At 75.5% G+C, this 13,829-nt stretch carries 18 protein-coding genes; 10 read left to right on the top strand and 8 right to left on the bottom strand.

The window, feature by feature from the left end:
• Positions 1–6: 6 nt before the first annotated feature.
• Positions 7–828, bottom strand: coding sequence for a formate/nitrite transporter family protein (locus CLV37_RS19780; RefSeq protein WP_106213642.1), 822 nt, complete (start codon positions 826–828; stop codon positions 7–9).
• Positions 829–910: 82 nt separating this feature from the next.
• Entirely contained in the window at positions 911–1,282 is a 372-nt protein-coding gene (locus CLV37_RS19775; protein ID WP_106213640.1) for a DUF427 domain-containing protein, read from the bottom strand.
• 94 nt (positions 1,283–1,376) lie between these two features.
• Here CLV37_RS19775 and CLV37_RS19770 point away from each other — a divergent pair, with 94 nt between their 5' ends.
• The gene (locus CLV37_RS19770; protein ID WP_146149502.1) at positions 1,377–2,402 is read left to right on the top strand and encodes a GGDEF domain-containing protein; all 1,026 of its coding nucleotides are present in this window, start codon (positions 1,377–1,379) and stop codon (positions 2,400–2,402) included.
• A 211-nt stretch (positions 2,403–2,613) separates the two neighbouring features.
• Here CLV37_RS19770 and CLV37_RS28195 read toward each other — a convergent pair whose 3' ends face one another.
• Complete coding sequence (locus tag CLV37_RS28195; RefSeq protein ID WP_211298800.1) at positions 2,614–2,931, bottom strand: GNAT family N-acetyltransferase; 318 nt, start codon at positions 2,929–2,931, stop codon at positions 2,614–2,616.
• A complete protein-coding gene (locus CLV37_RS19760) occupies positions 2,928–3,479 on the bottom strand; it encodes an isochorismatase family protein (protein ID WP_106213636.1) in 552 nt (183 codons plus the stop codon). The genes CLV37_RS28195 and CLV37_RS19760 overlap by 4 nt, the downstream gene beginning before the upstream one ends.
• Before the next feature lie 109 nt (positions 3,480–3,588).
• Between CLV37_RS19760 and CLV37_RS19755 the strand changes: the two genes are divergently transcribed.
• Together CLV37_RS19755 and CLV37_RS19750 are read left to right on the top strand one after the other, a co-directional pair.
• Positions 3,589–4,092: a Uma2 family endonuclease gene (locus tag CLV37_RS19755; RefSeq protein WP_106213634.1), complete on the top strand. Its 504-nt coding sequence runs from the start codon at positions 3,589–3,591 to the stop codon at positions 4,090–4,092.
• A 40-nt stretch (positions 4,093–4,132) separates the two neighbouring features.
• Positions 4,133–4,780, top strand: a complete 648-nt coding sequence (locus CLV37_RS19750; RefSeq protein WP_106213632.1) for a Pr6Pr family membrane protein — start codon at positions 4,133–4,135, stop codon at positions 4,778–4,780.
• Between the two features lie 10 nt (positions 4,781–4,790).
• On the opposite strand, the gene CLV37_RS19745 is transcribed toward CLV37_RS19750, so the two are convergent.
• On the bottom strand, positions 4,791–5,480 hold the full coding sequence (locus CLV37_RS19745; RefSeq protein WP_211298799.1) for a haloacid dehalogenase type II: 690 nt from the start codon (positions 5,478–5,480) through the stop codon (positions 4,791–4,793).
• Positions 5,481–5,544: 64 nt separating this feature from the next.
• Positions 5,545–6,348, bottom strand: coding sequence for a GOLPH3/VPS74 family protein (locus CLV37_RS19740; protein ID WP_106213630.1), 804 nt, complete (start codon positions 6,346–6,348; stop codon positions 5,545–5,547).
• 61 nt (positions 6,349–6,409) lie between these two features.
• Between CLV37_RS19740 and CLV37_RS19735 the strand changes: the two genes are divergently transcribed.
• Together CLV37_RS19735 and CLV37_RS19730 are read left to right on the top strand one after the other, a co-directional pair.
• Complete coding sequence (locus CLV37_RS19735; RefSeq protein ID WP_106213628.1) at positions 6,410–7,282, top strand: alpha/beta hydrolase; 873 nt, start codon at positions 6,410–6,412, stop codon at positions 7,280–7,282.
• Positions 7,283–7,413: 131 nt separating this feature from the next.
• On the top strand, positions 7,414–7,656 hold the full coding sequence (locus CLV37_RS19730; protein WP_106213626.1) for a hypothetical protein: 243 nt from the start codon (positions 7,414–7,416) through the stop codon (positions 7,654–7,656).
• A 7-nt stretch (positions 7,657–7,663) separates the two neighbouring features.
• On the opposite strand, the gene CLV37_RS19725 is transcribed toward CLV37_RS19730, so the two are convergent.
• Together CLV37_RS19725 and CLV37_RS28190 are read right to left on the bottom strand one after the other, a co-directional pair.
• Positions 7,664–8,569: an ATP-grasp fold amidoligase family protein gene (locus CLV37_RS19725; protein WP_211298798.1), complete on the bottom strand. Its 906-nt coding sequence runs from the start codon at positions 8,567–8,569 to the stop codon at positions 7,664–7,666.
• A gap of 30 nt (positions 8,570–8,599) precedes the next feature.
• Positions 8,600–8,830: a helix-turn-helix domain-containing protein gene (locus tag CLV37_RS28190; RefSeq protein WP_211298797.1), complete on the bottom strand. Its 231-nt coding sequence runs from the start codon at positions 8,828–8,830 to the stop codon at positions 8,600–8,602.
• 939 nt (positions 8,831–9,769) lie between these two features.
• Between CLV37_RS28190 and CLV37_RS19715 the strand changes: the two genes are divergently transcribed.
• Genes CLV37_RS19715 through CLV37_RS19695 form a run of 5 tightly spaced genes read left to right on the top strand, consistent with a single transcriptional unit; the run spans position 9,770 to position 13,829 of the window.
• A complete protein-coding gene (locus CLV37_RS19715) occupies positions 9,770–10,573 on the top strand; it encodes a hemerythrin domain-containing protein (protein ID WP_211298796.1) in 804 nt (267 codons plus the stop codon).
• A 45-nt stretch (positions 10,574–10,618) separates the two neighbouring features.
• A complete protein-coding gene (locus CLV37_RS19710; RefSeq protein ID WP_106213624.1) occupies positions 10,619–11,059 on the top strand; it encodes a YybH family protein in 441 nt (146 codons plus the stop codon).
• Between the two features lie 25 nt (positions 11,060–11,084).
• Positions 11,085–11,621, top strand: a complete 537-nt coding sequence (locus tag CLV37_RS19705) for an adenylyl-sulfate kinase (RefSeq protein ID WP_106213623.1) — start codon at positions 11,085–11,087, stop codon at positions 11,619–11,621.
• Between the two features lie 31 nt (positions 11,622–11,652).
• Complete coding sequence (locus tag CLV37_RS19700) at positions 11,653–12,315, top strand: GntR family transcriptional regulator (protein WP_211298795.1); 663 nt, start codon at positions 11,653–11,655, stop codon at positions 12,313–12,315.
• Positions 12,312–13,829, top strand: coding sequence for an MmgE/PrpD family protein (locus CLV37_RS19695; protein WP_106213619.1), 1,518 nt, complete (start codon positions 12,312–12,314; stop codon positions 13,827–13,829). Before CLV37_RS19700 ends, CLV37_RS19695 begins: the two co-directional genes overlap by 4 nt.

Raw genomic sequence — 13,829 nt, 5'->3', positions numbered from 1 at the left:
CGTCCCTCAGGTGGCGTCGCCGGGGTGCTCGCGGGCCTCGGCGACGCGGTGCGGGACACGCAGCAACCGGACCGCGGTGACCAGGACCAGGCCCCCGAGGACGTTGCCGAGCACCGCCCACGCCGCCATGCGCAGCCAGTCGAGGTAGCCGAAGGGGGCGCCCACGTGCAGGGCGGCGAACATCAGCAGCGAGTCCAGCACGCTGTGGAACAGCTGCGTCCCGGCCAGCAGCGCCCCGAACAGGACGGCCGGCACCAGCTTGACGCCCATGCTCTCGGTGGCGTGCTGCAGGCGGGTCATGAGGGTGATCACCGCTCCGGCCAGGACGGCCAGGGCGAAGGACTCCCGCCCCACGCCGAGGTCGACGAAGTGCTCGGCCGAGGCGATCGCGGTGGGGGCCAGGTCGGGCAGCGCGGTCACGACGATCCAGGTGATGACCCAGCCCGCGAGCAGGTTGGTCAGCAGGGTGACCCCCCACAGCCGGCCCAGCTGCGCGAGGGTGCCACGCCGGGCGACGGTGGCGGTGACGGGCACGAGGAAGTTCTCGGTGAACAGCTCGCTGCGGGCCATCAGCAGCGCCACGAAACCCACGGAGAAGGCCAGCCCGGCCAGCAGGCCGTTCCCCGTCTCGTGCTTCACGACGAGGTAGGCCAGCAGGCCGGTGCCGACGTCGATGCCGCCGAGCAGCCCGACGCTGACCAGCGGCAGGAGGGGGCGGCGCAGCCGGTCCTCACCCTCGTCGACCAGCCGGTCGAAGGCGTCCTCCACCTCGCCCTCCGGCTCGTCGGGACGGTCCGTCGCGCCGGGGAGGTCCGGGGTGGGCTTCACAGGGCCGACTGTCGTCCTGCCCGCGACGCAGCGCCATCGGGGGCGCTCCGGGCGCCCCCGACGGACCGTCGTGCCCGCGGCCTCAGCCGACGGTCAGGTCCACCCGGTCCGGGTAGAACGCGACGTGCCCGGCGATCCGCGCCACGGCCGGGGAGGCGTCCGGGTAGCCCCACACCGCGTCGGGCTGCTCGGTGCCGCCGGCGGTGAGCGTCCAGTACGACGCCTCGCCCTTGTACGGGCACCACGTGCGCGTCGCGGTGGGCTCCAGGAAGCGCGCGTCGACGTCGGCCAGCGGCACGTACTGCACGGCCGGGTAGGTCGACTCCTGCAGCGTCAGCGTCGACGTGGAGCGGGCGACGACGTCCCCGCCGACGCGGACGACGACCTCCCCGTCCGTCGGGGTGATCGTGATCGGGTGGTCGGGCCCAGGGACCCTGTGCTCACGAGTGCTCATGGACACGGCAACACCCGTCCGTGGCGGGTGCTTCCGCTGGGCCGTACGAGGTAGTCCCCCTCCGCACGGCGACCGCTCCTGCCGATGCGGAACCGTGCCCCGTCCCGCGCGCCTCCCCGACCGGACCGCCGTCGTGCGGTCCCTCAGCGCCCGCAACCCCCGGTCGGCGCGCGTGTGGGCCGCCGTCGCCCTCATGGCCACGATCGTCACCAACCTCGGCGCCGGGGTGCTCGCCGACGGGCGGCTGCACACCCACAACGTCGTGGCGTTCGCCGTGCTCACGCTCGGCACGGCCCTGCTGCTGCGCTCGCCCGCCGACCGCGTCGCCCCGTTCGTGGGGTTGGCCCCGCTGACCGGCGTCGCCACCATCGTCTGGCTGGACCTGCTCAGCGCCGACGCCGGGGTCACCGGCCAGGTCTTCTTCATCGCCCCCGTCATCTGGGCCGCCGCCCAGCTGCGGGTCGGCGGTGCGCTCGTCGTGACGTCCGCGACGCTCGTGGGCGAGGCGGTCGTCGTCGGGCGGTTCCTGGAACCGGAACGGGCCGTGACCGACTTCGCCTACGTGGCGGTCCTGCTGGTGCTGATCTGCGGGGTGCTGTCCCGGGCGGGCACGAACCAGGAACGCCTCGTGGAGCGTCTGCGCGAGCAGGCCGGCGTCGACGCCCTCACCGGGTTGTCGACCCGTCGCGTCCTGGACGCCGCCACCGACCGCGCCGTCGCGGGCGGCCGGGTCTGCCTGGTGATCATCGACCTCGACCGGTTCAAGACGATCAACGACACCCACGGCCACCTCGGCGGCGACGCGGCCCTCACGCACGTCGCCGACCTGCTGACCGCGCGGTGCCGGGACCGGGACGTCGTCGCGCGCATGGGGGGCGACGAACTGGCCGTCCTCATGGTCGACTGCCCGCTGGACATCGCCTCCTACCGGGCCCAGCAGTTCGTCGACGCGGTGCGGGAGAACCCGTTGCGGTTGCCCGACGGCACGCTCGTCCCGCTGTCCATCAGCGCCGGGCTCGCCGAGGCGGCCACCGACCGCGCCCAGGACCTCTACGCGCGGGCCGACGCCGCCCTGTACGCGGCGAAGCGCGCCGGCCGCGACCGGCTCGCGGCCGCCTGACCCCTCAGCGCAACCCCACCGCGTCCAGGTCCCAGAACACCCGGTCGTAGACGAGCGTGCCCGTCATCCAGTCCTCGTACCCGTCCAGCAGGACCACCTGGAACGTCGGTGCGGGGATCCGCAGCGACGGCCGCCGGAACCCGAGCTCGCCGCCCGGGCGGAACCCGAGCCGTCCGTAGTACGCCGGGTCGCCCTCGAGGAACAGCGCGGGCTAGCCCTGCCCGGCCGCCGCCTCCCGGGCCGCTGCCACCAGCGCCGTCCCGATCCCCTGGCGCTGGAACCCCGGCAGGACCCCCAGCGGCGACAGCACGCCCACGTCGACCAGCTGCGGCGGCGCGTCCAGCAGGTTCCGCCCCACCACCACGTGACCGACGACGGACCCGTCCACCTCCGCCACGAGCGAGACCGCGCCGCTCGCGCGCAGCCGGTCGGCCAGCGTCGCGACCTTCTCCCCCTCGGCCCCGAACGCCGCCCGGTGCACGGCCCGGACGGCGTCGTGGTCGGCGGCGGTCTCCGGTTGGACCCTCACGCGAACTCGACCTCGGCGGCCGTCAGCACGGCGGCCGTGCGGCCCGGCGCCGCCTGGTGGCTCCAGTACAGGTTCGTGTGCGCGATCACCAGCTCCGGGTCGGGAGCGCCGTAGGACGTGAGGTCCTCCGTGGTGTGCGCGTCGCCCACGAGCGTCACGTCGTAGCCGCGGGTGAACGCCCCGTGCAGCGTCGAGCGGATGCACTGGTCGGACTGCGCACCCGCCACCACGAGGCGGCCCACGCCCCGCCCGGCCAGCACCGCCTCCAGGTCCGTCGCCTCGAAGGAGTCGCCGTAGAGCTTGTGCACCAGCGGTTCGGACTCCTCGCGCACCAGCTCGGGCACGTACTCCCAGCCCTCGCTGCCCCGCGGCAGCCCGTCGCCGGAGTGCTGCACCCACACCACCGGGGTGCCCGCCGCGCGGGCGCGGTCCACGAGCCCGGCGACGGTGGCGACGACGCGCTCGGCGTCGACGCCGACGGCCATGACGTCGCGCTGGACGTCGACGACGAGCAGGGCGGTGGCGGGGCGGTCGGTCAACGTGGTCACGGGGCCGACCCTAGGAGCCGGCTCCGACACGGGAAACCGGTTTGCCGGCGGGCTGTGGACAGGGCCGTCACGCGGTGACGACCTGCCTCCGGGCTGAGAGGATGCGGGCATGACCGCGCCCACGACGTTCGTCGCCCACGGAGGGGCGCTCGACGACTGGCTGGAGCGCCGCCGCGCGCTGGGTCTGGACAAGCGCGACGAGATCTGGGACGGGATCTACCACGTGACACCGCACGCCCACGCCAGCCACGCCCGGCTCGCGATCCGCCTCGTCGTCGCCCTCCACGGACGCGCCGCGCAGAGGGGCTTGGAAGGACTGGCCGAGTTCAACCTCGGCGTCGAGAACGACTTCCGCGTCCCCGACCTCGCGTTCGTCCCGGTCGACGCCGAGCTGCAGCTCTACGTCCCCACCGCCACGATCGTCGTGGAGATCGTCTCCCCGGACGACGCCAGCCGCGCCAAGGTGCCGTTCTACCTCGCACGCGGCGTGCGCGAGGTGTGGCTCGTCGACCCCGAGCAGCGCACCGTCGAGGTCGTGACGCCCGAGGGGGCGTCCCACAGCCAGGTGCTCGACCTCACGACCGGGGAGGTGGCCGGCCTCCTGGGCTGGTGATCAGGCAACGATGACCAACCCCGCCGGGCAGGATGGCCGGGTGAGATCACCCGCCGTCTCCCGGGCCTGGCACGCCGTCCTCGTCCTCGTCGTCCTGGCGAGCCTCGTCACCCAGACCGTCGTCCTGCTCGGTGCGGGTGCGGACGTGAACTCGGGGGAGTCGGGCACCTCCCGGACGACGGCCTTCGTCCGGTTCGTCAGCTACTTCACCGTCCAGTCCAACCTGCTGGTCCTCGCCGCCGCGGTCTCGCTCGTCCTGGACCCGGTGCGTGACGGGCGGTTCTGGCGGGTCCTGCGCCTGGACGCGCTGCTCGGCATCACCGTCACGGGGCTGGTGTTCGGCGCGGTCCTCGCGCCGCTGCTGCACCCGACGGGGGTCGCCTGGTGGATCAACGCCGGGTTCCACTACGTCTCGCCCGTCATGGCGTTCCTGGGCTGGCTGGTGTTCGGCCCGCGCCCGCGCGTCGACGGGCGCACGCTGGCCTGGGCCTTCGTCTGGCCGCTGGCGTGGATCGCGTACACGTTCGTGCGGGGGTCGGTCGTCGACTGGTACCCCTACCCGTTCCTGGACGTCGACGAGCTCGGGTTCTGGGCGGCGTTGCGCAACACCGGGTTCGTGGTCGTGCTCTCGGTGCTGCTGCTGACCGCGTTCCGGTTCGCGGACCGGCGGCTGCCGCGGCGCGGGTGACGGTCCCGCCTCACCCGGCCAGCTGCGCGCACAGGTCCGCCAGGTCGGTCGCCCGCACGTCCGGGCGGGTGGCCGACGCCGGGTACGGCACCCCGGAGCGGTCGATCCACGCCGTGCGCAGCCCCGCCCGCGCCGCCCCGTCCACGTCCCACGGGTGCACCGCGACCAGCAGCACGTCCTCCGGCGCCGCCCCGGCGACGCGCGCGGCGTACCGGTAGGCGGCGCGAGCCGGTTTCCACACCCCGGCGGCCTCCACGGACAGCACGGCCTCGAACTGCCCGCGCACCCCGCCGGCCGTGAGCAGACGCTCGCCGACCTCCGCGGAACCGTTGCTGAGGGTGAACAGGCGGTGCCCGTCGGCGCGCAGACCGCGGACCCCGTCGGCGACGTCGGGGTGCAGCGGCAGGCGCCCCACCCCGTCCAGCACGTGCTGGACCGCGTCGTCGGTGGCCTCGACCCCCGCGCCGGGCAGCAGGCTGCGCAGCGCCTCGGCCCCCAGCTGCGCGAAGGGCCGCGCGTCCCCGACGGCGGCCAGCGCGAACCCGTCGCGCAGCACGGTGGCGAACCACAGCGGGGCCAGGTGGGCGGGGGCGCCCACCGCGACGAACCGGTCCGCCAGGGGACGCAGGTCCGACAGCGTCTCGTTGACGTCGAAGACGACCACGGACGGGTTCACGGGCGGGTTCGGGGACGGGTTCACGGGCGCGACCTCCAGCGGGCGACGGGTGGGGCCATCGTGCGGCCGGTCCCGCCCGCGCGCAGGGTCAGTCCCCGCCGCCCCCGCCACCACCGTCGCCCCCGCCCCCGTCGGAACCGCCGTCGGAACCCCCGTCCCAGCCCCCGTGGTGCCCGTCGTGGTGCCCCCCGTGGTGGTGCCCCCCGCCGTCGCCCGACGCCCAGTCGGAGGAGTCCCCGTCCGAGGACCACGCACCCGCGCGGACGGACACCGCGGACTCCAGGTCCTCCAGCGCCCCCTGGAACTCCGGGTCCAGCCGGCGGGCCCCGGCCAGGACCTCGGCGGCGTCGTCGGCGTCCAGACCGCGCGGCAGGTCCGGCACCACCCACCGCAGGGCAGCGGTCCCGGCGAGCAGCACGGCGAGGCTGACGGTCGCCGGGTCCACTGCCCGCGCCCTCGCCGGTTTCCGGGCGGCCGTCAGCGCCGTCCGCAGCCGCGTCTGGAGCCCCACGACGGACCCCTTGCGCGGGAACCAGCGCACCGACGTCAGCACCAGGAACCGCCGCCGCTTCTCGGTGCGCAGCGCGCCGGTCTTCGCCAGGGTCGCCACGGCGTCGTCCCACGGTGCCGCGGCGGCCAGCGCGCGCACGCTGCGGGCGGTGTCGCCGCCGGAGTCCGTCACCGCCGCCAGGGCCGCCGCGAGCCGGGGTTCGAGGGCGGGGCCGGGCCGGACCCGCAGCACGCCCGTGTCGGGGTCCGCCCCGAGGCGGCGCAGCAGGACCAGTTCGCTCAGCAGCGCCCCCGCGAGGACGGTGCCCGCCGCCCGGGCGGACAGCCGCCGGCCACCGCGGCCGTCGAGCAGGAGCAGGGCGACCTGGTCGGCGAGGAGCACAGGGGGAACCTAGGGGACGGCCCCGGGTCCGCGGGGGCGTTTCCCGGCCTAGGGTCGGACCGTGCGCCTGGGGCTCGACCACCTCATCGACCCCCGCCTCGCGGAGTTCGCCGCCGAGTCGCGGGAGTTCTACGCCCGTCGCACCCCGCGGCGCGGTCCGTCCGGACCGGGGGAACTGGCCGCCGCCCGCGCGGCGGTCCCCACGCCCCTGCCCTCCGACCCCCCGGCGGTCGTGGAGGCGACGCCCGAGGGGGTCCGGCTGCGGGTCCACCGGCCCGCCGGTCCGGTCCGCGGGGTGCACCTCGACCTGCACGGCGGCGGGTTCTTCCTCGGGTCCCCGGACGACGTGCAGCAGCGGGCCCTCGCCGGGGAGCTGGGGGTCGTGGTCGTCGGTGTCGAGCACCGGCTGGCGCCCGAGCACCCCTGGCCCGCGGCGCCGGACGACTGCGCGGCGGCCGCGCGCTGGGTCGTCGACCGCTTCGGGGACGTCCCCCGCACGATCGGGGGTCTCTCGGCGGGCGCCACCCTCGCCGTGACCACGCTGCTGCGCGTGCCGGGGGCCTTCGCCCGGGCGGCCCTGGAGTTCGGCACCTACGACCTCAGCGGGACGACCCCCGCGGGGCGGCGCATCGCGGACGAGTTCTTCCTCCGGGCGTACGCCGGCCACGTCCCCGACCGCACGCTGCCCGACGTCTCACCGGTCTTCGCCGACCTGCGCGGCCTGCCGCCCGTCCTGCTCGTGGTCGGCGCGGACGACGTCCTGCTGGAGGACAACCTCGCGATGGCGGCCCGGCTGGCGGCGGCGGGCGTCGACGTCGACCTTCGGGTGTTCCCCGCCTCCCCGCACGGTTTCACCCGGCACGCCACGACCATGGCGCGCGTCGCCCGGGCGCAGGTCGAGAAGTGGCTGCGCACCGGGCCGGAGGACGGCTGAGGTGCGCACCGGTCGGGCGCTGCGCGGGCTGTGCGCGGTGCTGGCCCTCGACGCGACGTCGGTCGCCGCCCTCGGCGTGCTCGCCGCCGCGACGCGCGGGCGCCCTGAGCCTGGTCCCGGGGATCGTCGCGGTGGCGTGCGAACGGCGCGCGCACCGCACGGGACCCGGCGCGGTCCACGCCGAGGCCGGGACGACGGCGCTGTTCCTCACCGGCTCGGGCCTGTGCACGACCGGCACCCTGGTGGTCGCGCGCCGGTACGGGTGGCCCGGTCGCGGGCGCGGGGCGCTGCCCGTCGTGAACGCCGCGCTCCTGCTGGGCGGCAACGCGATCGGAGTTCCCCACCTGGCCCTGACGAGGGCGCTGCACCGGTGACGCGCGCTCACCGGTAGCGGCGCGGGACGGTCCACGGAACCCCGAACTCCGCGTCGAAGTGCGCGGGGTGGAACGGGCTGTTCCCGCCGGCGGGGTAGTTCGTCAGTTCCCCGACGACGACCCGGTCGGGCAGGGCGTAGAGGTCGACGCGCACGAAGTCGGTGCCCGCGCCGAGGCGTTCGGCCAGGGCGAGCATCTCGGTCAGCCGTTCCGGGCGCGGGTGCGGCGGGTCGGCCCACGGCGGTCCACCGGACAGCGGCAGGTGCTCCCAGTCCGGGCGGTGGAAGTCCTGGGTCCGGTGCCCGAACCGGCCCGAGTCGACCTGCACGGCGTGGCAGCGGCCGTGGAACACGAAGAACTTGTGGTCGTCGGGGACGGAGCCGTCCGGCCCGCGCAGCAGTTCCTCGACGACGACGCGCCGCGGCACGTGCCCGTAGGCCCACTCCCGGTTCGGTCCCTGCCCGTAGAGCTGGCTCGTCCAGTGCCGGGCGATGGCGACGAAGTGGTCGCGGTCGGCGTGCTCGGGGCGGACGTGGCAGTACACCCAGCTGTAGTGGGCCACGGGCAGCCGGGCCTCGGCGGGGGCCTGCGGGGACACCACGACGACCGCCCCGCTGCCGTGGCTGGGTTTGAGGACGTACGACTCCGGCAGGTCCAGCGCGGCCAGGTCGGAGGGGTCGTCGAGGACCGCGTGCAGCGCGGGCAGGTGACCGGGACCGACGAGTGCCTCGACGTGGTCGCGCACGGCCACCTTGTCGGCGAGGGTGACGATCAGCGGGCGGTGGTCGCGCAGCATCTTGTAGCGGACCTTCTCGGTGAAGGTCCGCGGGCGGCGGGTGCGGGCCAGCCGCCACAGGCGGACCAGACGGCTGCGTTCGCGCCACCGCGGCCGGCGACGAGGTCTTTTCGGCACCGCGTCAGTGTGGCAGGGAGCGCCCCCGGTTCAGTCCAGCACGAGCCGGGCGGTCATCTCCCGTCGGCTGCCGACCCCGAGCTTGGCGAAGATCGCCTTGAGGTGGTCCTGCACCGTCCACGGCGACAGGTGCAGGGCCGCCGCCACGGCGCGGGTGTCGGCGCCCTGCAGCACCAGCAGGGCGACGTCCTCCTCGCGGGCGGTCAGCCCGTGGGCGGCCAGCGCGAGCCGGCTCAGCGCCCCGCGGGGGGTGGGTTCCACGGTGACGACGACGTCGCCGCCGGGGTCCCCGGCGGCGTCCGGGGGAGCCAGCGCCGCCGCGCGCAGGGTCAGCCAGCCGCCGGAGACCCCCCCGCACCCGGGTCTCGCCGTCGCGGGCCCCGTGCCGCGCCGAGGCCACCACGGCCAGGACGTTCGCGGGCAGCGACCCGTGGTCCCAGCCGCCCAGTTCGTCCACCGCGGTGCGGGCCGCGGCGGTCAACCGGGTCACCCGGTCGTCGCCGTCGACGAGCAGGACGGCCGGCCCGGCCCCGGCCGCCGAACCACCGACGGGTTCGGCCAGGTCGAACAGGCTGCGCTGCACCGCCTCGGCGACCAGTTCGCCGATCGCGACCAGCGGTGCCGCCTCCTCGGCGGTGAACGGCGGATCGCCCGGGCCGCGGTAGAGGGCCAGCAGGGCCCACGGGGCGTCCCGGCTCAGGAACGCCACCCGGAGCTCGTCGGTGAAGCCGAAGCGCGGGGCCGTGAACTCGCGGTGGCGCCGGCACCGGTCCACCTCGCCGCCGGTGTCGAGGGAGAGCAGACCCAGCGGCGGGCGGCGCTGGACGATCTCGGCGAACCCGTTGACGTCCGGTGGGCCGTACTCGGTCGCGGCGAACTCCTCGTCGCCCACGCCGAGCGACCGCGACTTGTGCGCCCACGTGATGAGGCCCGTCGCGGGGTCGGTCGTGGCGAAGCAGGCGAAGTCGAAGGGGACGTGGCGGGCGACGGCCGCGAGCAGCTCCTCGGCCAGGGTCGGCAGGTCCACGCGCTCCGCGGTGACGTCCTGCACCGAACTCACGAGGCCGCGTCGCCCGGCCGGCCGTCTCGTCTGCACCCCGCCATGGTGCCCACGCGGGTGCGCCGGGGGAACACCCCGCGGGGAAGACCACAGGAACCTGGGATGGTCCCCGCCCCCGGCCGCGGACGAGTCTCGGCGACGTGAACACCACCGTGAACCAGAACCCCGGAACCGCACCGCACCGGCACACCCGGAGCTGCTGGTGGAACCCCGACCAGGCCGGCTGGGTCTGCGTCCCCACCGTCCCCACCGTCCCCACCGTCCCCGGCACGTCCGCGGCCCCCGCCCGTGAGGTCGTCGACGTCCGCGACATGCTCGTCGTCCACACCGCGCTGCTGCGCGAGTTCCGCCTCGCTCCGGCGGCGGTGGACCGGGTCGTCCCGGGCGCCCGCGGCCGGGCCGCGGCCGTGGACCGCCACCTCGGCCTGCTGTGCGACCTGCTGCACCACCACCACGCCGGGGAGGACGAACTGCTGTGGCCGCCGCTGCGGGACCGCTTGCCGCGCAGCGCACTGGACCGCCTCGACGCCGCCGAGGAGCAGCACGCCGGCCTCGACGCCGCCCTCGACGCGGTGGCTACCGCTCGCCGGCGCTGGCGCGAACGGGTCGACGTCGAGACCCGCGACGCCCTCACCGCCGCGCTGCGCACCCTGCACGCGCTGCTCGCCGAGCACCTCGACGACGAGGAACGCACGCTGCTGCCCCTGGCGGCCACGCACCTGACGACGGCGGAGTGGGAGGCCGTCGGCGCCGCCGGGGCGGCCGCCGTCCCGCGCTCGCAGCTGCCCCTGGTCTTCGGGATGTTCGCCTACGAGGGCGACCCGGAGGTCCTGGCCGGGATGCTCGCGCAGGCGCCCGCGCTGCCGCGCGTCCTCGTCCCCCTCGTCGCGCCCCGGGTCTACGCCCGGCGCGCGCTGCAGGTCCACGGCACCACCCGCCCCTGACCGTCCGAGGAAACCCGCCCCACCCGAACCCAGGAGGACCCGACCATGACCGCACCGACCCGCGCCACGAACCCGCCCGCGAACCCGACCGCCACCCCCGACGCCGACCCCGGGCGGCCGCACGCCCTCAACCAGACCTGGTGCGACGCCTTCAACGCCGGCGACCTCGAGGCCCTGATGGCCACCTACGAGGAGGACGCCGTGATCGTGCCCGGACCGGGCGCGGAACCGCTGCGCGGCCACCCGGCCATCCGCGTGGCCCTGCAGCAGTTCCTCGCCCTCGGCGGGACCCTGGAGTACACCCCGTCGTACTGGCTCGTGGAGGACGAGTTGGTCCTCAGCAGCATCCGGTTCCGGATGACGGGCGGTCACGACGCCGAGGGAAACCTCGTCCCGCTGGCCGGGACCACCACCGAGGTGCTGCGCCGCCAGCCGGACGGGACCGTCAAGTACGTCATCGACCACCCCTTCGGGGGGTCCCTCTGACCCGACCCGTGGCAGCCTCGGCCCGGTGAACCCGGAGCCCACCCCCGAACCGTCCGCGCTGCTGCTCACCGGCACCGTCGGGTCCGGCAAGACGACGACCGCCCACGCGCTGGGTGCGCTGCTGGTCGCGGCGGGCGTCCCGCACGCGGTGGTCGACCTCGACGCCCTGCGGTACGCCTGGCCGTCCCCGCCGGACGACCCGTTCCACGAGCGGCTGGAGCTGGCGAACCTGCGCGACGTCGCCCGCAACCACCTCGCGGCGGGAGCGCGGCGGCTGGTCCTCGCGGGTGTCCTGGAGGACCCGGCGCACCGCGCGCTGCACGCGGAGGCCGTCGGCGTCCCGCTCACGGTGTGCCGGTTGCGGCTCGCGCTGCCGGTCGTCGCCGAGCGGCTGCGGGCCCGGCACGCCGGGGACCCCGAGGGTCTGGACTGGCACCTGCGCCGCAGCGGTGAGCTGGACGCGGTCCTGACGGCCGCGGGGATCGGGGACGTCGTCGTCGACGTGGGGGTGGCCGACACCCCGGACGACGTGGCTCGCGCAGTGCATGCACTGGTGCCTTGACGTCAGGGTCTCGGGGGCACAGAGTGCTCTTGTGCATGCACAACGGCGTGGTGGGGCGACCGACCGGACGTACGCACGGCTGCGCGAGGACGTCCTGGACGGCGTCCTGGCCCCCGGCGCAGTGCTCGCCGAGCTGGAGCAGAGCGCCCGCCTCGGCGTCTCCCGCACCCCCGTCCGCGAGGCGTTCGCCCGGCTCGTCCACGACGGCCTGGCCCGCCCCGTCGGCGGTCGCGGTCTCGTCGTCGCCCCGCTCGACCTGGGCGACCTCGACCACCTCTACGACGTCCGCGAGGCGCTGGAGGTCAAGGCCGCCCGCCTCGCCGCCCGGTCCGGGGAGGGGTTCGAGGGGTTCGTCCGGCGCTTCGCCCACGCCCCCGACCTCGTGGCGGCCGGCGAGCTGGACCGCTACTACGCGCTGAGCGCCGAGTTCGACGCCGCGGTCGACGCCGCGACCGCGAACCCCTGGCTCGTCCGCGCGCTCGACGACGTCCGCACCCACCTCGTCCGGATCCGCCGCCTGGCCCGGCACGACCCGGACCGGCTGCGGGCCGCGGCCAGCGAGCACCGGCTCGTCGCCGAGGCCCTCACCGACGGCGACGCCGACCTCGCCGCGCACGCCGTCCACGTCCACCTGCACCGCAGCCGCAGCCACTTCCGGCAGCGCCTGACCACCCCGACGGAGGAGAGCGCGTGAGAGAGCACGAGGTCCGCGTCCACCGCAGCGACGAGGAGTTCGCCCGCCACGAGGAACTCGCCTGGAAGCTGGCGGAACTGGCCACCGAGGACGTCCCCGTCGACGACGACGTCGCCGAGATGGTCGTCAACCGCGTCCTCGACAACGCCGCCGTCAGCGCCGCGTCGCTGCTGCGGGCCCCGGTCGTCGCGGCGCGCTCGCAGGCCCTGGACCACCCCGTCTCGCGCGGCGGCGAGGGGGCCCGGATCGTGGGGACGACGCAGACCACCTCGCCGGAGTGGGCGGCGTGGGCGAACGGCGTCGCGGTGCGCGAGCTCGACTTCCACGACACGTTCCTGGCGGCCGAGTACTCCCACCCCGGCGACAACGTCCCGGCGCTGGTGGCCGTCGCCCAGCACGTCGGGTGCGACGGCGCGAGCCTGCTGCGGGGCATCGTCACGGCCTACGAGGTGCAGGTCGACCTCGTCCGCGCGATCTCGCTGCACCGGCACAAGATCGACCACGTCGCGCACCTCGGGCCGTCCGTCGCGGCCGGCCTCGGCACCATGCTGGGGCTGTCGACCGAGGTCGTGCACCAAGCGATCGGGCAGGCCCTGCACACGACGACGGCGACCCGGCAGTCGCGCAAGGGCGCGATCTCGACGTGGAAGGCGTACGCGCCCGCGTTCGCGGGCAAGGTCGCGGTCGAGGCCGTCGACCGGGCGATGCGCGGGCAGACGAGCCCGGCCCCGGTCTACGAGGGCGAGGACGGCGTCGTCGCGTGGCTGCTCGACGGTCCCGACGCCGTCTACCGGGTCCCGCTGCCCGAACCCGGTGAACCCCGCCGCGCGATCCTCGACACGTACACCAAGGAGCACTCCGCGGAGTACCAGGCGCAGGCCGTCATCGACCTCGCCCGCCGCCTGCACCGCGAGCACCCCGCACTGCGCGACCCCGCGAACGTCGAGCGGATCGTCCTGCACACCTCCCACCACACGCACGTCGTCATCGGCTCCGGGGCGAACGACCCGCAGAAGTACGACCCCACCGCCAGCCGGGAGACCCTCGACCACTCCGTGCCGTACATCTTCGCCGTCGCGCTGCAGGACGGCGGCTGGCACCACGTCGACTCCTACGCCCGCGAACGCGCCGGGCGTCCCGACACGGTCGAGCTGTGGCGCAAGGTGTCGACCGTCGAGGACCCGGAGTGGACCGAGCGCTACCACGCGAGCGACCCCGCGCGGAAGGCGTTCGGGGCCCGCGTCGAGGCCCGGCTGACAGACGGCACCACGGTCGTCGACGAGATCGCCGTCGCCGACGCGCACCCCCTCGGCGCCCACCCGTTCACCCGGGAGCAGTACGAGGCGAAGCTGGCGACGCTGGCCGCCGGCGTCCTCACCGACGCCGAGGTCGCCCGGTTCACCGACCTGGCCCGCCGGTTGCCGGAACTGACCGCCGAGGAGGTGCGCGACCTGCAGGTCGCCGCCCCCGAGGAACTGCTCGAGACCGTCCCCCTGCCCGCCGGCCTGTTCTGA

Origin of the sequence: Kineococcus rhizosphaerae, from assembly GCF_003002055.1 — a bacterium.
GTDB classification, from domain to species: Bacteria; Actinomycetota; Actinomycetes; order Actinomycetales; family Kineococcaceae; genus Kineococcus; species Kineococcus rhizosphaerae.
Note: the sequence above shows the minus strand (reverse complement) of the source record. Positions and strands in the feature narration are given on the sequence as shown.

Excerpts from the sequence above, each read along its gene's own strand:
- CLV37_RS19775 (WP_106213640.1), bottom strand. The coding sequence starts at position 1,282 with ATGAGCACTCGTGAGCACAGGGTCCCTGGGCCCGACCACCCGATCACG.
- CLV37_RS19755 (WP_106213634.1), top strand. The coding sequence starts at position 3,589 with ATGACCGCGCCCACGACGTTCGTCGCCCACGGAGGGGCGCTCGACGAC.
- CLV37_RS19710 (WP_106213624.1), top strand. The coding sequence starts at position 10,619 with ATGACCGCACCGACCCGCGCCACGAACCCGCCCGCGAACCCGACCGCC.